A 22,036-nucleotide genomic window follows, 5' to 3' on the forward strand; every position below is an offset into this window, starting at 1 on the left:
CCCGGTGACGCAATGTTACCGGGCAAGACGCTACATCCGCAGCATTCCTTTCTCTTCCAGAAACGCGATAATTTTTTCCAGACCCTCTCCGGATTTTAAATTGCTGAACGTCCACGGACGCTCGCCGCGCATACGCAGGGTATCGCGTTCCATCACCTCCAGCGAGGCGCCGACGTAAGGGGCCAGATCGGTTTTATTGATCACCAGAAAATCGGATTTAGTGATCCCCGGGCCTCCCTTACGCGGGATCTTCTCGCCTTCGGCAACGTCGATCACATAGATCGTCAGATCCGCTAATTCCGGACTGAAGGTGGCGCTCAGGTTATCGCCGCCGCTTTCCACAAAAATCAGATCCAGATTGCCGAATTTCTCGCTTAACGCCTCTACGGCAGCCAGATTCATCGATGCATCTTCGCGGATGGCGGTATGCGGGCAACCGCCGGTTTCCACACCGACGATCCTGTCTGGCTCCAGTGCGCCCGCTTCGGTGAGAATGCGTTGATCTTCTTTGGTGTAGATATCGTTGGTGACCACCGCCAGTTGATAGCTGCTGCGCATGGCTTTGCATAACGCTTCCAGCAGCGCCGTTTTGCCGGAACCGACCGGGCCGCCAACGCCTACGCGCAGGGGATGCTTGCTGTTACTCATTTTTTCTCCTCAGGAGCGGAATAATCGGGAATATTGCGTTTCATGCCGGGCAGAGGCGATGGCGGCCAACGGCGTTGCGGAGCCGAGACTGGTGTCAGGACACGCCAGCGCCTGTGCCAGACCCTGCGCATAGCGATCGCAGAGCGCAATAATCAAACGCTGGGCCGCCTGTTGTCCAAAAGGAACCAGCTTGACGCCAGCCATCACAGCGCTCTCAATCCAGCTGTAGCCGAGGCTTAACGCCAGTTCGGTCAGGGGAATTCTCCAGCGCACGCCCAGCCAGGCCATGCCGCAGAGTTGGCTGTCGGCGAAGAGGGGGCGCCACTCTCGCGAGCAATCCGCCTCCCAGTCGGTGACCAGCCGCGTAAACGCCGCGCCCCGGCTGCGTTCTTCATCCCGCAGTTCGCGGGTTTCGCGACAGGCTAACAGGTAAGTGGTCCAGCGGCGTGCGGCAGCGAGATCGTCCTGCTCGCAGGCGCGATACAGTCTCGCCAGCAGCGGTAGGTCGACGGTAAAAAAGTTCTGCTCCATCTGCTGAATTTGCCAGGCAGAGAAGTCATCGACGCTTTTCACCCAGCCAATCTCCACCGCCCACTCCAGACCCTGGGACCAGGTAAACGACCCCACCGGGAGTGCGCTGCTGGCGAGCTGCATCAGACGCAGCTGTTGGGTGTTATGCATCAGTGCGCATGGCCGTGATGATGCCCGTGTGATTCACTGGCATAAGCGCCTGCTTCCGGTTCAAACGGTAGTTGAGCGAACGTCACCTCGAGGTTGAACTGTCGCAGCATGGCGTCCAGCACGTGATCGTGATGGTAGCGCAGCTCATCGGGCAGGATTTGCAACGGAACGTGGCGATTGCCGAGGTGATAACAGGCTTTGGCGAGCAGGAAAGGATCGGCGCAGCGCACCACGGAAACCGACTCCGGCGCGGCGATCACTTCGATCACTTCGCTGCCATCGTCGGTGGTCAGCAGGTCGCCACCGCGTAACAGCAAACCGCGCGGTAGCATCAGCCCGGCTTCGCGACCGTCGTTCAGCGCCACTCTGGCACGACTTTTTACTCGCATATCAATGGGTAGCGTGACGCTTGCGGTGACGCGGTGAGCGTGGTCCAGGCGTTGGGTCAGGTAGATCATCGTCACTCCTCAAAACAGAAAATAGCGTTGTGCCATCGGCAAAACGTTTGCCGGTTCGCTGGTAATCAGTTCGCCATCAATACGCACCTCGTAGGTCTGAGCATCGACGGTGATATTGGGTTGCAGGTCGTTGTGGATCATGTCGGCCTTTTTCACTGTTCTGCAGCCTTTAACGACGGCGATGGCGCTTTGCAGATTGAGCTGCTGCGCGATGTTTCGCGCATCAGCGGCCTGCGAAATAAAGGTCAGCCGGGTGTGATACCGCGCTGCGCCAAGTGCGCCGAACATCATGCGGTAATGCACCGGCTGCGGGGTGGGGATCGAGGCATTGATGTCGCCCATCGGCGCACAGACGATCATCCCGCCTTTAACGATCGTCGCCGGTTTTACGCCAAAGAATGCCGGTGACCACAGCACCAGATCGGCCAGTTTGCCAGGCTCAACGGAGCCGACTTCATGGGCGATACCGTGGGTTAGCGCCGGATTAATGGTGTATTTGGCGACGTAGCGTTTAACGCGCAGGTTGTCGTTGTCACCGGTTTCTTCTGCCAAAGCTCCACGCTGCGTCTTCATGCGGTGCGCCACCTGCCAGGTGCGCAGGATCACTTCGCCCACGCGCCCCATTGCCTGTGAATCGGACGAGGTCAGGGAAAAGGCGCCAATGTCATGCAGCACATCTTCGGCAGCGATCGTTTCCCGGCGAATGCGTGATTCGGCAAAGGCCACGTCTTCGGCGATATCCGGATCGAGATGGTGGCAAACCATCAGCATGTCGAGATGCTCGTCGATGGTGTTGATGGTATAGGGCAGCGTCGGGTTCGTAGAGGAGGGCAGGATATTCGGATGCGCGCAGGCGGTGATGATATCCGGCGCATGACCGCCGCCCGCGCCTTCGGTGTGAAAAGTATGAATGGTGCGCTCGCCAATCGCCGCCAGCGTATCCTCCACGAAACCGGACTCATTGAGCGTGTCGCTGTGCAGCGCGACCTGGATGTCCATCTCGTCGGCCACGGTCAGCGCGCAGTCGATAGCGGCAGGCGTGGCACCCCAGTCTTCATGGATTTTCAGGCCAATTGCGCCCGCGGTGATTTGCTCGCGCAGGGCGTCAGGATTTGAGCCGTTACCTTTGCCCAGTAAACCGATGTTAACCGGTAACGTGTCTGCCGCCTGCAGCATGCGAGCGATGTACCACGGACCCGGCGTACAGGTGGTGGCGTGAGTGCCCGCGGCCGGACCGGTGCCGCCGCCGATCATCGTTGTCACACCGGAAACCAGCGCCTCTTGCGCCTGCTGTGGGCAGATCCAGTGAATATGCGTATCCACGCCGCCTGCGGTGACGATCTTGCCTTCCCCGGCGATGACTTCAGTTCCCACGCCTATCGGGATCGTAACGTTGGGCTGAATATCGGGATTACCTGCCTTGCCGATGGCGAAGATCCTGCCGGCTTTGATACCGATATCCGCTTTCACGATCCCCCAGTGATCGACGATCAGCGCGTTGGTTATCACCAGATCCACACATGCATCGGCGCGCATTTGCCCCTGGCCCATGCCGTCGCGGATAACTTTTCCGCCGCCGAATTTGACCTCTTCGCCGTAGGTGGTGAAGTCTTTTTCCACTTCGATCCACAGGTCGGTATCCGCCAGACGCACTTTATCGCCGGTGGTTGGGCCAAACATGTCGGCGTACGCCTGCCGGGAAATTTCACTCATTATCTGCCTCCAGCGCGCCCATCACTTCGCTGCGAAAACCCACGATCCTTTGTGCGCCAGCAACGCGCACCAGTTCGACTTCACGTTTTTGTCCCGGCTCAAAACGCACCGCTGTGCCCGCAGCAATGTTCAGACGAAAGCCGCGTGCGGCCAGCCTGTCAAAGCGCAGCGCCGGGTTCACTTCGAAAAAGTGATAGTGCGATCCCACCTGGATGGGCCTGTCGCCATGATTTTCCACCACGATCGTGCAGATCTCCCGCCCCTGATTAAGCGCGATATTGCCTTTTGCGATCTGATATTCACCTGGGATCATTGCCGCTCCTTAGACGATCGGGTTGTGGACAGTGACCAGTTTCGATCCGTCCGGAAAGGTGGCTTCAACCTGAATATCCGGGATCATTTCCGGTATGCCTTCCATCACCTGATCGCGACGCAGGACGTGACGCCCATCCTCCATCAGCGCGGCCACGGTTTGCCCGTCGCGCGCGCCTTCCATGATGAAAGCGCTAATCAGCGCCACCGATTCCGGGTAGTTCAGCTTCAGCCCGCGGGCCAGGCGACGTTCCGCCACCAGCGCGGCGGTAAACAGCAACAACTTATCTTTTTCTCTGGGGGTCAGTTCCATAAGGGTTCTCTTAGGTTTGCCAGATTCGCGGTAGTACGGGCACTTTGTGTGTCAGTAGCGGGCGCAGGAATTGCCAGATGTCACGCATAACGCGCTGAACAACCAGGTTGTCGTTAGCAAGAAAACGGATTGTCAGCAGCGAGTCGTTAAGTGTTGCCCCGGCGTAATCGCCAAGCGCCATAAGCCGCTCCCGCGTGCCCTCCAGCATGTGTTCGTTGGCCGGATAACACAGCAACGTGCCGACCCAGGGATGATGCGCAACGCCACTCAGCTCTCCCTCCTGCAACTGCAAGCGTTCTATCAACAGCGGCAGGTCATCTCGCCACACTTCCAGGCGATTTTGCAGCACGCCGTGGCTGAAGGTCTCTTGCATAACTGGTCGCCCAAGACACAACAGATCCCAGGCCAGCAAACGACTCTCTGATGCGATGTGAAATACAGACTGAATAACAGCGTTGGCACCGGGAAAGAGGATTGTATCCTGCGGCAGCCACTCCAGCGTGGCGTGCGAGGCGAGGGTAAAGTGCTGGCGCAGCAACGCTTGTGGCCCTCGGCTGTGATAAAACTTGCCCGCGCCGGGCTGGGTGATTAACGCATGGCTGTTTTCGTCGAGTGTGACGGCAATATGAAGCTCATCTCCGCCAACGATCCCCGCAGGTGGATGCAGCAAATAGAGGTGACAGACCTCCTCTTCCGGGTAAAACGGACGCTGAACCGTCAATGGACCATGATGACGCGCCGAGGCGAGCACCGTTTTGTGCCCGGTGCGGGTAAAATTCAGATCCAGTTCGGCCTGCCAGCCCCGTGTGAGTGTCTCGTACGCAACCGTGTCCAGAGCGTTTCCCTTATCAGCATGAGGGTGTTTGCATACAAAAAAGTATGCCTCAGCGCATCGGGAAAAGGGTCATATGAGAAGCTTATGGAAAAAGGGGCGACAATACGCCGCCCAAGGGAGTTTACAGTAACACGAGGGGCATCCAGAGCAGACCGGTGATCACCAGCAGCACGAGGAAAATCAGGCCAAAAATAGCGCCGAGCCGCCAGTAATCCACCGTCGGCAAATAGCCGCTGCCGTAGTAGATAGGGCTGGGACCGGTGGCGTATGGGGTCAGAATGCTGCCCAGGCCAATGGCGGCGCCGACCATCAGGCAGAAGACCGGTAATGGGATTTCCGGCATCGCCAGCGCGGCGGCAATCATCATCGGCGCGAGGGCAGAGGTATACGCCGTGGCGCTGGCAAAGAAGTATCGCAGCAGGTAGAACACCACGATCAGCGTTACCATCACCATCACCGGCGAATAGCCGCTCAGTCCTCCCGCCAGCAGTTTGCCAAACCAGGAGATAAAGCCGGTGTTGTTCAGTCCGGTGGCGAGCGTTATCAGCGAGGCCAGCCAGAAAAAGACGTTCCATGCGGCTTTATTGCTGACGATGTCATCCCAGTTGATGATGCGCAAAACCAGCATCAACGCCACTACGCTGTATCCGACCATCGCCGCGTCAATAAAATCGCCGCCGAAAATCCACAACACCAGTGCGCCGACCATCAGCACCAGCATCTTTTTCTCGCGGGCGCAGAGTGGTCCCATCGCTTTTAGCTCTGTATCCGCCCAGCGTGGAACCTGATCGCCGGATTTCAGTACCGGTGGATACAACACATATGCCAGCCACGGCACGATCAGCACCAGCAAAATGCTCAGTGGCAGCATGCCTAAGAACCAGTCGCCCCAGCTCAGCGCCGTGTGGGACGCGCCTTTCATCAGGCCGATCAACAGCAGGTTCGGTGCCATCGCCGTTAAGAAAATAGCGCTGGTAACGCAGTCAGCGACAATGCCCATCCACATGATGTACGAGCCAATGGAGCGTGAACTGGCGCTATTGGGTTGTGAATTATACAGCGGCGGCAGGTTGCGGATAATCGGGTAGATTATTCCGGCTCCGCGCGCGGAGTTGGAAGGCGTGACGGGAGCGAGGATAAGTTCGGAGAACATCACCGCATAGCCGAGAAATAACGTCCGGTGCCCCATCTTTTTCACCAGCATCAGCGCGATTCGCCGACCAAGGCCGGTTTTCTCATAGCCAGTACCAAACATAAAGGCCGCGAAGATCAGCCAGATGACCGAGTTTGAGAATCCAGATACCGCCCACGACAGCGATTTGGCGGTAAATTTAAAACCGTCCTGCGCGAGTTGCTCCGGGCTGAACAGCAGCCACGGTGAAAGGACAGCGATGATCGAAATGCCAATCATCGCTACCACCGCGCCCGGTACAGGTTCCAGAATAAGCCCGACAATCACACCGGTAAAGACGGCAAAATAGAGCCAGGTATGACTCTCAAGACCGGTGGGGACGGGCAGAACAGCAATAATGGCGATGACCACCAGCGGAGCCAGGTATCGCCACCAACCAGCTAAAGGTGCCATTGTTGTATCCCTGCGAAGAGGGAGAGGCGTTACGCCCCTCCGGGAGGGTTATTTGATGTAGTGCACGTGCTCGCAGATTTCATCGACGATAGGATCGCGACGTTCAGCGAACAGCTTTTTGTTTTCGGCAATCAGGTTATTACCGTGGGTATCGATGGAAACGATCAGCGGGCCGAACTCTTTTACCCGGCATACCCACAGAGATTCCGGCATGCCGAGTTCGGTCCAGTGTACCTCTTCAATTTCTTCAACCTGAGTAGCCGCCACGACCGCACAGCCAGCCGGGAAGATGACGTGCAGCGCTTTAAACTGTTTGCAGCCTTCTTCCGTCAGCGGCCCCATGCCGCCTTTGCCGACCACCAGCTTGACGCCCGTCTGCTCGATAAAGTCTTTCTCAAACGCTTCCATACGCATGCTGGTAGTTGGGCCGACGGAGACCATCTCCCATTTTTCACCGTTCTTACGGACGATCGGGCCCGCATGGAAAATGGCTTTGCCGTTCAGGTCATAAGGAATCGGGCGCTTCAGTTCGATCAGGCGGCGGTGGCAAACGTCACGGCAGGTCACCAGCGTGCCGCTCAGGTAAATGACATCGCCAACGCGAATGTCAGCCAGATCTTCGGCTTTGATCGGGGTTGTGAGGATCTTTTTCATAACGCGCTCCGGGTGTGAGACAGGTTTTCGAAGGAGAGGTCGGCATGAATCAACAGCGTGCCGCGACGATGCGCCCAGCAGCCGGTAGAGACGGCAACGCCGATAGTCGACGGGTGGCGCGCGGCGGATTCGATATGCACACCCATCACTGAGCTATTCCCGGTCAACCCTTGCGGCCCAATGCCCAGACGGTTAAGTCCTTCTTCCAGGCGCAGTTCCAGTTCTGCCGCTTTTGGGTTTGGATGGCGTGATCCGATTGGGCGCAGCACCGCTTTACGAGAAAGCACGGCAGCGGTTTCTACAGAGGTGGCAATACCCACGCCCACCAGTACCGGCGGACAGGCGTTGACTGCCAGCGTGGAGATATTTTCGAAGACAAATTTCACCACGCCTTCATAGCCTTCAGAAGGCATTAACACTTTCGAGCGCCCCGGCAGCGTACAGCCGCCGCCTGCCATGTAGACTTCGATTTCCGCGTCATCGTTATCAGGGATGATGTCCCAGGTGACCCACGGCACACCGGTACCGGTATTTTTTCCGGTATTCACTTCGTCAAAAATCTCAACCGCGTTATGGCGCAGCGGCGCTTTTACCGTGGCGTCTTCAACGGCCTGTTTCAGAATGCTTTGCAGTTCGCCGAGGTGTGGAAAACGGGAACCGACCTTCACAAAAAACATAATCTCCCCGGTGTCCTGACAGGCCGGACGATTCAGGTCGATAGCTTTCTGCATGTTGTCAAACATGGTGTGGTAGATGATTTTACCCATCTTTGATGTTTCGCCTTCACGCAGCTGTTTTAATTTATCCACAACATCGTCAGGCATGCGGGTAGAAATCATGGCGGTAAAGTCGGCGACAATGTTCGTCAGCGTAGTTATCGCATGTTGGTTATTTTGATTGCTCATCTTATTAACTCCAGTTCTTTTATTTGTCTGGAAATAAATTCTCCGCCACAAACTACCACTAAAAATGTGGTTTTATATTATTTGGCACTGTGAATATCTAATTAACAGTTCGTGAATGATGTCCAGATAAGGCAATAAAAATTGCGCCAGGGCAGGGTTTAATACGTATGGGAGAATTACACTGCGGTTAACCACATTACGGATTACCGATCATGCTGAACACGTATCCCCTGGCGAAAGACCTGCAGGTGCTGGTTGAAATTGTTCATAGCGGCAGCTTTAGCGCCGCCGCTGCGACGCTGGGGCAAACGCCGGCGTTTGTGACGAAACGCATTCAGATCCTTGAGTCTACGCTGGGGGCTACGTTGCTAAGCCGCTCGGCGCGCGGCGTGGCGCTAACGGAGAGTGGTCAGCGTTGCTATGAACATGCGCAGGCGATCCTCGCAGGTTATCAGCATCTGGTCGATGACGTTACGCAACTCAAAACGCGTCCGGCAGGGATGATTCGTATCGGCTGTAGCTTTGGTTTTGGGCGCAGTTATATTGCACCGGCAATTACCGAATTGATGCACAGCTATCCTGAATTACAGGTACATTTTGAACTTTACGATCGGCAAATTGATTTGGCGCAGGATAATATCGATTTGGATATTCGTATCAATGATGAAATTCCTGATTATTATATTGCGCATTTGTTAACGAAAAATAAAAGGATATTATGCGCAGCGCCGGCGTATTTACAAAAATACGGTGGGCCGACGACGTTACAGGAATTAATTCGGCATGATTGTCTGGTCACCAAAGAACGGGATATGACTCACGGGGTGTGGGAACTGGATAACGGCCAGGAGAAAAAGTCGGTTAAGGTGGCGGGACACCTTTCTTCTAACAGCGGTGAGATTGTGCTGCAGTGGGCGCTGCAGGGAAAAGGGATCATGCTGCGTTCTGAATGGGACGTACAACCGTTTCTGGCTAGCGGTGAACTGGTGCGGGTGCTACCGGACTATGCGCAAAGCGCCAATATCTGGGCGGTTTATCAGGAGCCGTTGTATCGCAGCGTGAAGCTTCGCGTGTGCGTGGAGTTTCTGGCGACGTGGTGTCAGAACCGATTAGGCAAACCGGTGGAGGGGTATCACATCCCCGAGGCCGGATAAGACACCGACGCGTCGCTATCCGACAATAAAATCACTCGGGGTCTTTTTCGCGTTTTTTCTTCAGCTTGGTCCAGATCTTCGGCTCCTGACGACGCCACAGACGCTGAATGTTGTCATGGTGACGAAGCAGAATTAAGCACGACAACATGGACACCGGGAAAGTGAACTGGGGATTGAACCACCAGACGTAAAAAGGGGCGATCAGCGCACTGACGATAGCGCCTAACGACGAATAGCCGCTTAACAGGACGGTTAGTAGCCAGGTTCCGGCCATCACGCCGGTTAAGTCCCAGCCAATCGGCGCAATTGCGCCAAAGGCGGTGGCAACGCCTTTTCCACCTTTAAAGCCGAAAAATACCGGCCAAATGTGTCCCAGACAGGCGGCGATTGCGATCAATCCCAGCCAGAAGGGGCTGACGCCTAGCGCATAGGCACCCCAGACGGGTAACATACCTTTCAGGACGTCGAAAATCAGTACCGCGACGGCGGCTCCCTTGCCACCGATGCGCAGCACGTTTGTCGCGCCCGGATTCCCAGAGCCGCTGTCGCGCGGGTCCGGCAATCCAGCAAGGCGGCATACCAGAATAGCACTGGAAATTGAGCCACAGAGGTACGCGAAGATAATCATTCCAGGCGCGATTGCACTCATAAGCTGTTCCGTTTTGAAAATGTCGTGTAAAACGCTACTTCTGTGGATAATACGCATATTTCGCCGGAAGTGGTATCCGGGTTAGCCAAAAAGCAGGCAGGTCGTGATGGATATTGTATTTATAGAGCAACTTTCTGTAATCACCACTATTGGTGTTTACGACTGGGAACAAACGATCGAACAACAGTTGGTGTTCGATATCGAAATGGCGTGGGATAACCGCAAAGCGGCGAAAAGCGATGATGTGGCTGATTGCCTGAGCTATGCTGATATTGCTCAAACGGTTGTTAACCATGTGGAAGGCGGGCGTTTTGCGCTGGTAGAACGTGTGGCGGAAGAGGTGGCGGATCTGCTACTTAACCGCTTTAATTCTCCGTGGGTGCGCATCAAGCTGAGCAAACCTGGTGCGGTGGCCCGTGCGGCAAACGTCGGGGTCGTCATTGAGCGTGGCAATAATCTGAAAGAAAATAATTAATTTAATAATTTCTAAATCAAACGGGTATAAAAGAGTCCTGACGTCGGCTCTTTTTTGCCGTGCTTTTTCTCTTTCGTTAGGGGTTTATTGATGAGTGATATGCACTCGCTGCTGGTGGCGGCAATTTTGGGTGTGGTCGAAGGGCTGACGGAGTTCCTACCCGTTTCCAGTACCGGCCATATGATAATTGTTGGCCACTTGTTAGGTTTTGAGGGCGATACCGCAAAAACGTTTGAAGTCGTGATCCAACTGGGTTCCATTCTGGCGGTAGTGGTGATGTTCTGGCGACGTCTGTTTGGTTTAATTGGCATTCACTTTGGCAAGGCCCCGCATGAAGGTACTGGTAAAGGTCGGCTGACGCTGGGGCATATCCTGTTGGGGATGATTCCAGCCGTTGTCCTGGGGCTGGTCTTCCACGACACCATCAAGTCACTGTTTCATCCGATCAACGTGATGTATGCGCTGGTGGTGGGGGGCGTGCTGCTGATTGTCGCAGAGTGCCTCAAACCGAAAGAGCCGCGCGCGCCGGGTCTGGATGATATGACGTATCGACAGGCGTTTATGATTGGCTGTTTCCAGTGTCTGGCGCTATGGCCTGGTTTTTCTCGTTCCGGTGCGACGATTTCTGGCGGTATGCTGATGGGGGTGAGCCGTTACGCGGCCTCTGAATTCTCTTTCCTGCTGGCTGTGCCGATGATGATGGGCGCGACGGCGCTGGATCTCTACAAGAGCTGGTCGTTCCTTAGTGCATCAGATATCCCAATGTTTGCAGTTGGATTTGTGACGGCGTTTATCGTGGCACTGGTGGCGATCAAAACCTTCCTGCAGCTGATTAAGCGTATTTCGTTCATTCCGTTTGCTATTTACCGCTTTATTGTGGCGGCTGCCGTTTACGTCGTGTTCTTCTGATGACTTACCGTGGTGCCGGATGGCGGCGTTTCGCCTTATCCGGCCTACGGGTGATATCCGTTCAGGCGGTGGGTTTAGGACACCGCTTCTCCTTCCAGTTGGCCACCGCCGCAATGCGACGCCGGGTCAGTTCTTCACGAATTGCCTGACCTTTGAATCCCGCTTCCACGACATCTTTCGTGGGTACCGCTTGTGCAACCAGCCAGGCTTCACGCAACAGCCTGCCTTGCGGGTAATCCGCCGCTTCAAAACCGGTTCGCCCACGCACGTCGGCCTCGCTGGTGAGGGCGATTTGCTCCACGCGCTGCGGTTTGCGCCATGCATCGATGGAATCAAACAGCTTAACGATGGTTTTCGGTTGCAGGATCGGGAAGGTATGAATCAGGTCGTGGAACTCGGCCACCAGTTTGGCTAAATCACGAATGTCATTCGGTACGCGCAGGCGCTGACACAGTTGCTCGACCAGCTTAACGCCCGCCGGACCGTGGCCATGATGGCGCGGCCATAGCGCTTTAGGCGTTAATGCTTTGCCAAGATCGTGACACAGCGTGGCGAAACGCACGTCGACCTCCGGGCTTAACATGGCCGCCATCGACAACGTCATCAGCGTGTGAATACCGGTATCAATTTCCGGGTGCCACTGTGCGGGGGCCGGAACGCCAAACAGGGCATCCACTTCCGGGAACAGCACGCGCAGGGCATCGCAATCGCGCAGGACCTGAAAAAATACCTGTGGGTTGCGGGTGGTTAAGGCACCTTCCGTTTCTTTCCACACGCGCTCAGGCGTCAGGTGTTCCAGCTCGCCAGCGGCGTTCATGTCGCGCATCAGCGTCATGGTTTCGTCAGCGATACGAAAGCCGAGGTGCGCATAACGGGCAGCAAAGCGCGCCACGCGCAGCACGCGCAGCGGATCTTCGCTAAAGGCCGGGGAAACATGACGCAGCAGGCGGTTTTCCAGATCGTCGCGTCCGTTATACGGGTCGATAATCTCCCCGTTGTCATCGCGGGCCATTGCGTTGATGGTCAGGTCGCGCCGCTGAAGATCGGCCTCCAGCGTCACATCTGGCGCGGCGTAGCAGGTGAATCCGGTATATCCCGAACCTGATTTACGTTCAGTACGCGCCAGCGCATACTCTTCCCGGGTTTGCGGATGCAGAAACACGGGGAAATCGCGGCCTACCTGTTGGTAACCCGCGTCGAGCATTCCTTGCGGCGTGGCGCCGACAACGACCCAATCTTTATCTTTAATCGGTAGCCCTAATAACGCATCCCGAACAGCACCACCGACCAGATAAATCTTCACGCCACTTTCCTTTTGAAAAAAACATCCCTTAATCATATGTCAGTGTGGCGGAGAAGGCGATTCAGTTCATCCAGCGATCTTTGCGTTTACGGCTTGGGATCATGTGTGGCAGAACCAGACCGAGCAGCAGACCAAGACCCAGCACGCCGCCGCCATACATAAACCACTGCATGATGATGGTGCGCTGTTTGTCATCGAGCTGAAGGTTGGCTGCGCTCACCTTCTTTTGCGCCACGATAAGTTCGTTCTTCAGCTTCTGGTTTTCTTGTTTCAGCCCGTCAATCACGCTGTCGCTTTGCGCTACCTTTTGCTGCATGTCGGCGGTACGCTGATTCCATGTGGTATCGATATTATGGAGCTTATCGGTCAAGGTCTTAACCTGGTTTTCCAGGTCGGGAACTCGGGTACGCAGGCTCGGCGTACTGTTCAGCTCTTTCAGTGGGATCCAGGCGGTACGTCCGGTGCTGTCTTTCACCTGGGCGTAGTTGGTGTTGGCATCGGTCTGTAATAGCGTGACTTCCTCGCCGGCGTTAACCGTACCCACGAGGCGATAATTATCTCCCGGACCGCTGCGGACCCAGGTGTTCAGTTCGTCAGAGACATAGCGCTTTTCTTCGGCATGAGAGACTGCAGTGGCGCTAAGTGCGAGTAAAGTTAATCCAATCAGGCGTAATTTTGGCATCAGGCTGTCGTTATTGTCATAGAAAGTGGAACGATAGTAGTGGCATCAGTGTCTCTACGCAAAGCATTCGACATCAATCGGAATCATCTGTGTCCTTTTTGCCACCACTCGAAACTTTTACGCCCGTCAAATTGCTCGTTGCATGGCAATTTGGCGCAAAATACTATCTACTGACCATAAAGAACGAACTTAGTTCGCAGTCAGTTTTCTCAACTGTGACATAACCCATAAGTACAAGACCATGGCCCAGGAAATCGAATTAAAATTTATCGTTAATAGTGACGCTGTCGATGCGCTACGTGAACGTCTGAATACGCTGGGGGGAGAGCATCATGCGCCCAGCCAGTTGCTGAATATTTACTACGAAACGCCGGATGCGTGGTTGCGTGGTCACGATATGGGGCTGCGTATTCGCGGTGAAAACGGTCATTACGAAATGACCATGAAAATTGCCGGACGCGTGACGGGCGGTCTGCATCAGCGACCGGAATTTAACGTTGCGCTAAACGCGCCTGAGCTGGATCTCGCCTTGTTCCCAACGGAAGTCTGGCCTGATGGCAAACTGCCCGCTGAACTTGCTTCTCAAGTGCAGCCGTTGTTCAGCACCGATTTTTACCGTGAGAAATGGTTGGTTGATGTTGATGGCAGCCGGATTGAAATGGCCCTCGATCTGGGGGAAGTGAAAGCGGGCGAGTTTGCAGAACCTATCTGTGAGCTTGAACTTGAACTGCTAAGCGGCGATACCCGTGCGGTACTGAAGCTGGCAAACCAGCTGGTTTCGCAAACCGGTTTACGCCAGGGCAGTTTGAGCAAGGCAGCGCGCGGTTATCATTTGGCCCAGGGGAATGCGCTGCGCGAACTCAAACCGACGCGGATTTTGAAGGTTCCGGCGAAGGCGAGCATTGAGCAGGGGCTGGAAGCGGCGCTGGAGCTGGCATTATCACAGTGGCAGTACCACGAAGAGCTGTGGGTACGCGGCGTGAAAGGGGCGAAAGCCGAGGTGCTGGCGGCAATGGGTCTGGTGCGTCACATTCTGATGTTGTTTGGCGGTAATGTGCCACGAAAAGCGAGCGCTCACTTACGTGATTTGCTGACCCAATCGGAAGCGATCATTGCGTCGGACGTTTCTGCTATTTCGGCGGTTTACAGTACGCAAACGGCAATGGCCAAGCTGGCGCTGACCGAATGGCTGGTGACCAAAGGGTGGCAGCCGTTCCTGGATGCGAAGGCGCAGGGCAAAATTGCCGACTCCTTTAAGCGCTTCTCTGATACCCATCTTTCACGCCATGCCGCTGAGCTGAAAACCGCTTTTGCGCAGCCGTTGGGCGATCAGTACGCCGATCAACTTCCACGTTTGACGCGCAACATTGATAGCATGCTGATGCTGGCGGGATACTACGACGAAAATGTCGCATCGGAATGGATCGCTACTTGGCAGGGCTTACGTCGTGCCATTGCGGCCAACCAATATATTGAAATTGAACACTTCCGTAACGAGGCGATTGCACTGGAACCGTTCTGGCTGCACAGCGGAAAACGATAATCAGGGCCGAGGCCGGGATGCCTGATGGCGCTGCGCTTATCAGGCCTACGCGATGTGTGTAACTGTCATGTAGGTCGGATAAGGCGAAAAGACGCATCCGGCACCATTCAAAGGATAACCCGTAAATGAAGCAGCTCTCTTCACCGTTACAGCAGTACTGGCCGACCGTTGTTGAGCGGCTGCCAGCAGCAATATCTGAGTCCTCACTTAGCGTTCAGGCGAAGTCAGTACTTACATTCAGTGATTTTGTCCGTGACAGCATTATTGCCCATCCCGAATGGCTGGCTGAGCTGGAAAGCGCTCCACCCCTGGCGGATGAATGGCAACACTATGCCAACTGGTTACAGCATGCATTGGCTGATGTTAGTGACGAAAACACACTGATGCGTGAGTTACGCCTGTTTCGCCGTCGCATTATGGTGCGTATCGCCTGGGCACAGACGCTGTCGCTGGTGACGGAAGAGAGTATTTTGCAGCAGTTAAGCCATCTGGCTGAAACGCTGATTATTGCCGCTCGAGACTGGTTGTATGACGCCTGCTGTCGTGAGTGGGGAACGCCGTGTAATCCTGAAGGTGTTGCGCAGCCGCTGCTGATTTTAGGCATGGGGAAACTGGGCGGTGGCGAGCTGAATTTTTCCTCCGATATCGACCTGATTTTTGCCTGGCCGGAACACGGCAGTACGCAGGGTGGGCGTCGCGAACTGGATAACGCCCAGTTCTTTACCCGTATGGGCCAGCGGCTTATCAAAGTGCTGGATCAGCCCACAATGGATGGGTTTGTTTATCGGGTGGATATGCGTTTACGCCCGTTTGGCGACAGCGGCCCGCTGGTGCTGAGCTTCTCCGCGCTGGAGGATTATTACCAGGAACAAGGGCGCGATTGGGAACGCTATGCGATGGTTAAAGCCCGCATTATGGGCGATGCCGACGGCACATACGTCAGCGAGCTTCGTGCCATGCTGCGGCCTTTTGTCTTCCGTCGCTATATTGATTTCAGCGTGATCCAGTCGCTGCGTAACATGAAAGGGATGATTGCGCGTGAAGTGCGCCGTCGTGGCCTGAAAGACAACATCAAGCTGGGGGCGGGCGGCATTCGTGAAATCGAATTTATCGTGCAGGTATTCCAGCTGATTCGCGGTGGGCGCGAGCCATCGCTGCAATCCCGCTCGTTGTTACCGACACTTAGCGCCATCAATGCGCTGCACTTGCTTTCTGATACCGACGCGGAACAACTGCGCGCAGCCTATCTCTATTTACGCCGCCTGGAAAACCTGCTGCAAAGCATCAATGATGAACAGACCCAGACGTTGCCGGTCGATGAACTGAATCGCGCGCGACTGGCGTGGGGGATGAACGTTGATGACTGGCTACAGTTAACTGATGTGCTGGCCAATCATATGGACAACGTGCGCCGGGTATTCAACGAGCTGATTGGCGATGACGAGGCCGAAACCCAGGAAGAGTCACTCTCAGAACAGTGGCGCGAACTGTGGCAGGACGCATTACAGGAAGATGATACCACGCCGGTGCTGACGCATCTGGCGGATGAAGATCGCCGGCGCGTGCTGTCTCTGATTGCCGATTTCCGCAAAGAGCTGGATAAACGCACCATTGGCCCGCGCGGACGTCAGGTGCTGGATCATTTAATGCCGCATCTGTTGAGCGATGTCTGTACGCGTGACGACGCCTCAATACCGCTGTCGCGCATCACTCCGCTGCTGGTGGGCATTGTGACCCGCACGACCTATCTGGAGCTGCTGAGTGAATTCCCGGGAGCGCTTAAGCACCTGATTTCGCTCTGTGCCGCCTCGCCGATGATTGCCAGCCAGCTGGCGCGGTATCCGCTGTTGCTCGATGAACTGCTGGATCCGAACACCCTGTATCAACCCACCGCGACGGATGCCTACCGCGATGAGCTGCGCCAGTATTTGCTGCGCGTACCGGAAGATGACGAAGAACAGCAACTGGAGGCACTGCGCCAGTTTAAACAAACGCAGCTACTGCGTATTGCCGCGGCTGATATTGCCGGTACGCTGCCAGTGATGAAAGTGAGCGATCACTTAACCTGGCTGGCGGAAGCGATTATCGATGCGGTAGTCCAGCAGGCGTGGACGCAGATGGTTGCTCGCTACGGGCAGCCAACGCATCTTGGTGAACGTGAGGGGCGCGGTTTTGCCGTCGTCGGCTATGGCAAACTGGGCGGCTGGGAACTGGGCTACAGTTCGGATCTCGATTTGATCTTCCTGCATGATTGTCCGATGGACGTGATGACGGACGGTGAGCGTGAGATTGACGGGCGACAGTTCTATCTGCGTCTGTCGCAGCGCATTATGCACCTTTTCAGTACCCGTACTTCGTCCGGTATTTTGTACGAAGTGGATGCGCGGCTGCGTCCGTCTGGCGCGGCGGGAATGCTGGTGACCTCAACAGATGCTTTCGCTGACTACCAGCGCAACGAAGCCTGGACGTGGGAACATCAGGCGCTGGTGCGTGCTCGCGTGGTATACGGCGACCCGCAGTTGACCTCTCAGTTTGATGCGATTCGTCGCGATATCATGACCCTCGTCCGTGATGGGAAAACCTTGCAGACCGACGTGCGTGAAATGCGTGAGAAAATGCGCGCCCATTTGGGCAATAAACATCGGGATCGTTTTGATATTAAAGCGGATGAGGGTGGCATTACCGATATTGAGTTTATTACGCAATATCTGGTGCTGCGCTATGCGCATGAAAAACCGAAGCTGACGCGCTGGTCGGATAACGTGCGCATTCTGGAATTGCTGGCGCAAAACGACATTATGGATGAGCAGGAAGCGCTGGCGCTTACCCGCGCTTATACAACGCTGCGCGATGAACTTCACCATCTTGCGTTGCAGGAACTTCCGGGCCATGTAGCGCCTGAACACTTCAGTGCTGAACGTACGCTGGTGCGTGACAGCTGGCAGAAGTGGCTGGTTGCCGAGTGAAGTGTGCTATTATCGCGCGCAAATTTTAAGACCCTCAGAGAATCTCTCAGGAGACAGGAATGAAAGTAACGCTGCCAGAGTTTGAACGTGCAGGAGTCATGGTTGTCGGTGATGTGATGCTGGATCGCTACTGGTACGGCCCTACCAGCCGTATTTCACCTGAAGCGCCGGTTCCGGTGGTGAAGGTCGATACCATCGAAGAACGTCCCGGTGGCGCAGCAAACGTGGCGATGAACATTGCCTCTCTGGGCGCAAATTCTCGTCTGGTGGGTTTGACTGGTATCGACGACGCGGCGCGTGCGCTGAGCAAAACGCTGGCGGATGTGAACGTAAAATGCGACTTCGTTTCCGTGCCGACGCATCCGACAATCACCAAACTGCGCGTGCTTTCCCGCAATCAGCAGTTGATTCGTCTGGATTTCGAAGAAGGTTTTGAAGGCGTAGATCCGCAACCGCTGCACGAGCGTATTAATCAGGCGCTGGGTTCTATCGGCGCTCTGGTGCTCTCTGACTACGCCAAAGGCGCGTTGGCAAGCGTGCAGCAAATGATTGCTCTGGCGCGTAAGGCTGGCGTGCCGGTGCTTATCGATCCGAAAGGGACCGATTTTGAGCGTTACCGCGGCGCAACGCTGCTAACGCCGAACCTGTCTGAGTTTGAAGCGGTAGCCGGTAAATGCAAAAGCGAAGATGAACTGGTTGAGCGCGGCATGAAAGTGATTGCTGATTTCGACCTTTCCGCACTGCTGATCACCCGTTCAGAACAGGGTATGACGCTGCTGCAACCGGGCAAATCGCCACTGCATATGCCGACGCAGGCGCAGGAAGTGTATGACGTAACCGGTGCGGGCGATACGGTAATCGGCGTGCTGGCGGCGACGCTGGCGGCGGGTAACTCGCTGGAAGAGGCGTGCTATTTTGCTAACGCCGCAGCCGGTGTTGTGGTCGGTAAACTGGGAACCTCCACCGTTTCTCCGATTGAACTGGAAAACGCCGTGCGTGGTCGGGCTGATACTGGTTTTGGCGTGATGAGCGAATCTGAGCTGAAACAGGCCGTCGCCAGCGCCCGCAAGCGCGGTGAGAAAGTGGTGATGACTAACGGCGTGTTCGACATCCTGCATGCGGGCCATGTCTCCTATCTGGCAAATGCGCGCAAGCTGGGCGATCGCCTGATCGTGGCGGTAAACAGCGATGCGTCGACCAAACGTCTGAAAGGCGAAACGCGTCCGGTCAACCCGCTGGAACAGCGCATGATCGTGTTGGGCGCGCTGGAATCCGTCGACTGGGTGGTCTCTTTTGAAGAGGATACGCCGCAGCGTCTGATCGCTGGCATCCTGCCGGATCTGCTGGTCAAAGGCGGCGACTATAAGCCAGAAGATATTGCGGGCAGCAAAGAGGTATGGGCCAACGGCGGAGAAGTGTTGGTGCTGAACTTCGAAGATGGTTGTTCGACGACCAATATCATCAAGAAGATCCAGAAAGACAGCGATAAATAACAAATGCTGGAAACGGGTCAAACTTTTCGTTTCTGTGCGTTTCCCGCTGTTGACGCTGCTGTTTTTTCGACCTAAAGTACAGGAATAAGGGTGAGAGGGGATTTCTCCCCCCTCTGATTGACTGTTAGTAAGCGTGGAAACTTAACAGTAACAGCACAACCAGTATGATGACTCGCTTCATCATAACCCTTTCCTTATTAAAGCCCCTTCTTCGAGAGGGGCTTTCTCGTTGCAGCCCCTTGCTGACCAAGCGATTGTTAGTGAGCGACCTGACAGGCGCAAGGGCTTTCTCCCGCAGGTTTTTTTATTGCTGGAGCATCCACGCAAAACGGCGCGCCAGAATAAAAAATCCCCGGCTTTATGGGCCAGGGACGGGGGACATAAGGCAGAAGTCGTTATTCTTCTTTTATCGTTGTCTGATGGTTAACGTCGACTGTTGTCGTGGCGTTTAACGGAGTGGTAAGCGCATTTAGCGAACCGCCGGACAAACCAATTTCATTTAACAGCGAGTCAATCAGCGGCGCTTGTGTACGATAGGCAAGGGCGGCTGATAATGCCTGCTCAGCCAAATTTCCACCGCTTACGTTACCTGCATTCACTTCACCGACGGCGCCACCACGATTCAGGCCATCAACCTGGATAATCTTGATCCCATCGATAGACTTCATTGGCTCAACGGATTTCTCAATAACCGCTGGCAGAGACTGCAGCAGAGCCAGCTTAAATTTCAGGCTGGTCTGTTCGTCGGAAAGCACGTTGATGGCATCGTTGAGCGCACGCTGGGCTTCGGCTTCTGCGAGACCTTTTTTGCGCGTCGCTTCGGCCAGTTCAACAATTGCCGCCGCCTGCAATTCTGCGGCTTCTTTTTCGGCTTTTGCCCGCACGGTCAGTTCAACTGCCTGGGTTTCTGCATCCTGCGCCGCGGCGATCAGCGCGACCTGTTTGGCACGATCCGCTTCCGCGGTCTGGCGGGTGGTTTCTACGTTCTGCTGGGCGCGAACCGCTTCGGCCAGGGCATCGTTAGCTCGCGCTTCAGCCTGAGACTGTTGCTCGGACTTGGCAGCAATGGCGATGGACTTGGTTTGGTTGGCTATCTCCGTTGCCTGCTGCTGTTCGATCTCTTTGATACGAACTTCACGCTCGGCCTCGACTTTTCTTGAGCGCACCGCCTGCTCGCGTTCGATTTCTGTTTCCTGAATCTGGCGTTCGGCAAGGATACGCGTCTGTTCAGCTTCACGATGACGTTCGGCTTCGAAGGCGGCGATTTTGGCGTTTTGCTCGGCCGTGCGGGTTTTCACCTGCTGCTCCTGCTCGAGCGTCATGAAGGCTTCCTGCTGCTCGATCTCCAGCTTGCGCGACAGCGCATCACGGTTTTTCTCACGTACCGCAACTTCAACGTCCTGTTCGACTTCGTTACGTTCGCGGCGACGGCGTTCTGTTTCCTGGGTCAGCTTGGTCAGACCCTCGGCATCAAAGGCGTTATTCGGGTTGAAATGGACTTTTTCGGTCTGGTTAAAGTTGGTGAGTGAAACGCTCTCCAGTTCCAGGCCGTTTTTGGACAGGTCTTCCGCGACGGTATTTTGTACGCCCTGAACGAAGTTTTCACGCGTATCCTGCAGTTCATGCATGGTCATCTGGGACGCAGTGGCACGCAGGGCATCGACAAACTTATCTTCTATTAGCACACGTAAATCCTCTGGTGACAGCGTCCGCTGTCCCAGCGTCTGTGCGGCGGTAGCAATCCCTTCAACAGACGGTTTCACACGCACGAAAAAGGCGACGACAACATCTACGCGCATACGGTCTTTGGTGATGAGACTGTCGACAGTTGAACGGCTTACCTCAAGTTTGAGGGTGTTCATGTTGATAGGAATGATTTCGTGGAAGATAGGCATGACAATTGCGCCGCCGCTCATCACCACTTTTTGTCCGCCAAGGCCGGTACGCACAAACGCCTGTTCAGCAGACGCACGACGATACAGGCGGGCAAAAATAATCCCGATAATTACTAAGACGACCACCGCCACAATGGCGGTAAACATCCATGAAGGTAACATGCCAAAAACATCATCCATTGTGTTATTCCCTTAAAGTAAAAATTACAAAACATTTGGCCAGGGGTTTAGCTCGGCCAGGTAACGCGTTGCGGAGAGTCGGCAGATAATCAGCACCTTGTCTCCTTTTTTGAATTCTTTGCCTGCTTCAGGCTCTAGTAGCACATAGTGGGTCTGCCCGAACTTATCGGTAAATTTCCCTTCGCATGGGGTTCCGGCACTTGCGGAATGTCCGGTAATAATCGCCATGCTGCCGATAAACTCATCTTCTGCGAGAGCGGTGGTTTCATCCCGTGGCAGCCAGGGAGCAATGATTTTTCCGCTGTAATGCACGGCGAAGACGGCAAGAATAAAACTCAGCGGAGCAAGCAGCAGGTTGCTGAGCGGAGCTTGCCACAGTGTGACCGAACCATGTTGAAGAAGGATGCCGAAGAGTCCAAAGAAGCCAGCGAGTAAGCACAGCACGATCAGTGCGGGAATACGTCCGATATTCAAATAGTGCAGCGCTTGTCCAATATTGCCTGAAGTCAGGGCATCGTAGTGATCGAGATGCGCATCCAGTGCGCCCGAAAGGAAGTGCCCGAAAACAAGAGAGATGACTTCCAGTAAGCCAATCAGCAGGACAAATGAAATAGCAAACAGGTAGGGTCCGTTATAATCCGTGAATAAAACCAACTTTCTTCCTCCTGCGACCGCGTTCCCTG

22 protein-coding genes are annotated in these 22,036 nt (G+C 55.2%); 6 read left to right on the forward strand and 16 right to left on the reverse strand.

Features of this window, described 5'->3' with window-relative positions; genetic code table 11:
• Positions 1-30: 30 nt before the first annotated feature.
• The 10 genes from ureG to ttdA form a co-directional block, all read right to left on the reverse strand.
• On the reverse strand, positions 31-648 hold the full coding sequence (gene ureG, locus OGY19_RS11685) for an urease accessory protein UreG (RefSeq protein WP_115601438.1): 618 nt from the start codon (positions 646-648) through the stop codon (positions 31-33).
• A 9-nt stretch (positions 649-657) separates the two neighbouring features.
• Complete coding sequence (locus tag OGY19_RS11690; protein ID WP_115601439.1) at positions 658-1,329, reverse strand: urease accessory protein UreF; 672 nt, start codon at positions 1,327-1,329, stop codon at positions 658-660.
• Positions 1,329-1,787 carry an urease accessory protein UreE gene (ureE, locus tag OGY19_RS11695; protein ID WP_003024684.1) on the reverse strand — a complete coding sequence of 153 codons (459 nt, stop codon included), beginning with the start codon at positions 1,785-1,787 and terminating at the stop codon, positions 1,329-1,331. The genes OGY19_RS11690 and ureE overlap by 1 nt, the downstream gene beginning before the upstream one ends.
• A gap of 9 nt (positions 1,788-1,796) precedes the next feature.
• The gene (gene ureC, locus OGY19_RS11700) at positions 1,797-3,500 is read right to left on the reverse strand and encodes an urease subunit alpha (RefSeq protein ID WP_115601440.1); all 1,704 of its coding nucleotides are present in this window, start codon (positions 3,498-3,500) and stop codon (positions 1,797-1,799) included.
• The gene (locus OGY19_RS11705) at positions 3,493-3,813 is read right to left on the reverse strand and encodes an urease subunit beta (RefSeq protein ID WP_115601441.1); all 321 of its coding nucleotides are present in this window, start codon (positions 3,811-3,813) and stop codon (positions 3,493-3,495) included. The genes ureC and OGY19_RS11705 overlap by 8 nt, the downstream gene beginning before the upstream one ends.
• 9 nt (positions 3,814-3,822) lie before the next feature.
• A complete protein-coding gene (locus OGY19_RS11710; protein WP_115601442.1) occupies positions 3,823-4,125 on the reverse strand; it encodes an urease subunit gamma in 303 nt (100 codons plus the stop codon).
• A 10-nt stretch (positions 4,126-4,135) separates the two neighbouring features.
• A complete protein-coding gene (locus OGY19_RS11715) occupies positions 4,136-4,960 on the reverse strand; it encodes an urease accessory protein UreD (RefSeq protein ID WP_222116523.1) in 825 nt (274 codons plus the stop codon).
• A 121-nt stretch (positions 4,961-5,081) separates the two neighbouring features.
• Entirely contained in the window at positions 5,082-6,545 is a 1,464-nt protein-coding gene (locus OGY19_RS11720; RefSeq protein ID WP_115601444.1) for an anion permease, read from the reverse strand.
• Between the two features lie 48 nt (positions 6,546-6,593).
• Positions 6,594-7,199, reverse strand: a complete 606-nt coding sequence (gene ttdB, locus OGY19_RS11725) for a L(+)-tartrate dehydratase subunit beta (protein WP_115601445.1) — start codon at positions 7,197-7,199, stop codon at positions 6,594-6,596.
• Positions 7,196-8,104, reverse strand: a complete 909-nt coding sequence (gene ttdA / locus OGY19_RS11730; RefSeq protein ID WP_115601446.1) for a L(+)-tartrate dehydratase subunit alpha — start codon at positions 8,102-8,104, stop codon at positions 7,196-7,198. The genes ttdB and ttdA overlap by 4 nt, the downstream gene beginning before the upstream one ends.
• Positions 8,105-8,316: 212 nt before the next feature.
• Here ttdA and ttdR point away from each other — a divergent pair, with 212 nt between their 5' ends.
• Positions 8,317-9,258, forward strand: coding sequence for an L-tartrate utilization transcriptional activator TtdR (gene ttdR, locus OGY19_RS11735; RefSeq protein WP_115601447.1), 942 nt, complete (start codon positions 8,317-8,319; stop codon positions 9,256-9,258).
• 31 nt (positions 9,259-9,289) lie between these two features.
• Here ttdR and plsY read toward each other — a convergent pair whose 3' ends face one another.
• On the reverse strand, positions 9,290-9,907 hold the full coding sequence (gene plsY / locus OGY19_RS11740) for a glycerol-3-phosphate 1-O-acyltransferase PlsY (protein ID WP_003024662.1): 618 nt from the start codon (positions 9,905-9,907) through the stop codon (positions 9,290-9,292).
• 106 nt (positions 9,908-10,013) lie between these two features.
• Here plsY and folB point away from each other — a divergent pair, with 106 nt between their 5' ends.
• Complete coding sequence (gene folB / locus OGY19_RS11745) at positions 10,014-10,382, forward strand: bifunctional dihydroneopterin aldolase/7,8-dihydroneopterin epimerase (protein ID WP_115601448.1); 369 nt, start codon at positions 10,014-10,016, stop codon at positions 10,380-10,382.
• A gap of 90 nt (positions 10,383-10,472) precedes the next feature.
• Positions 10,473-11,291: an undecaprenyl-diphosphate phosphatase gene (gene bacA, locus OGY19_RS11750; RefSeq protein WP_115601449.1), complete on the forward strand. Its 819-nt coding sequence runs from the start codon at positions 10,473-10,475 to the stop codon at positions 11,289-11,291.
• A gap of 61 nt (positions 11,292-11,352) precedes the next feature.
• On the opposite strand, the gene OGY19_RS11755 is transcribed toward bacA, so the two are convergent.
• Both OGY19_RS11755 and OGY19_RS11760 read right to left on the reverse strand, forming a co-directional pair.
• On the reverse strand, positions 11,353-12,594 hold the full coding sequence (locus OGY19_RS11755; protein WP_192464326.1) for a multifunctional CCA addition/repair protein: 1,242 nt from the start codon (positions 12,592-12,594) through the stop codon (positions 11,353-11,355).
• Positions 12,595-12,655: 61 nt separating this feature from the next.
• The gene (locus OGY19_RS11760) at positions 12,656-13,276 is read right to left on the reverse strand and encodes a TIGR04211 family SH3 domain-containing protein (protein ID WP_115601451.1); all 621 of its coding nucleotides are present in this window, start codon (positions 13,274-13,276) and stop codon (positions 12,656-12,658) included.
• A 241-nt stretch (positions 13,277-13,517) separates the two neighbouring features.
• Here OGY19_RS11760 and OGY19_RS11765 point away from each other — a divergent pair, with 241 nt between their 5' ends.
• From OGY19_RS11765 to hldE, 3 genes are all read left to right on the forward strand, one after another.
• Complete coding sequence (locus tag OGY19_RS11765) at positions 13,518-14,819, forward strand: CYTH domain-containing protein (RefSeq protein WP_115601452.1); 1,302 nt, start codon at positions 13,518-13,520, stop codon at positions 14,817-14,819.
• 125 nt (positions 14,820-14,944) lie between these two features.
• On the forward strand, positions 14,945-17,785 hold the full coding sequence (gene glnE / locus OGY19_RS11770; protein WP_115601453.1) for a bifunctional [glutamate--ammonia ligase]-adenylyl-L-tyrosine phosphorylase/[glutamate--ammonia-ligase] adenylyltransferase: 2,841 nt from the start codon (positions 14,945-14,947) through the stop codon (positions 17,783-17,785).
• Between the two features lie 59 nt (positions 17,786-17,844).
• On the forward strand, positions 17,845-19,278 hold the full coding sequence (hldE, locus tag OGY19_RS11775; protein ID WP_048213251.1) for a bifunctional D-glycero-beta-D-manno-heptose-7-phosphate kinase/D-glycero-beta-D-manno-heptose 1-phosphate adenylyltransferase HldE: 1,434 nt from the start codon (positions 17,845-17,847) through the stop codon (positions 19,276-19,278).
• A gap of 124 nt (positions 19,279-19,402) precedes the next feature.
• On the opposite strand, the gene OGY19_RS11780 is transcribed toward hldE, so the two are convergent.
• The 3 genes from OGY19_RS11780 to OGY19_RS11790 form a co-directional block, all read right to left on the reverse strand.
• Positions 19,403-19,462, reverse strand: coding sequence for a type I toxin-antitoxin system Ibs family toxin (locus tag OGY19_RS11780; protein ID WP_137346154.1), 60 nt, complete (start codon positions 19,460-19,462; stop codon positions 19,403-19,405).
• Between the two features lie 211 nt (positions 19,463-19,673).
• Positions 19,674-21,353: a flotillin family protein gene (locus OGY19_RS11785; RefSeq protein WP_115601455.1), complete on the reverse strand. Its 1,680-nt coding sequence runs from the start codon at positions 21,351-21,353 to the stop codon at positions 19,674-19,676.
• 24 nt (positions 21,354-21,377) lie between these two features.
• The gene (locus OGY19_RS11790) at positions 21,378-22,007 is read right to left on the reverse strand and encodes an OB-fold-containig protein (protein ID WP_115601456.1); all 630 of its coding nucleotides are present in this window, start codon (positions 22,005-22,007) and stop codon (positions 21,378-21,380) included.
• Positions 22,008-22,036 lie beyond the last annotated feature (29 nt).

It is taken from the genome of Citrobacter sp. Cy070 (assembly GCF_030332245.1).
Lineage (GTDB): Bacteria > Pseudomonadota > Gammaproteobacteria > Enterobacterales > Enterobacteriaceae > Citrobacter > Citrobacter youngae.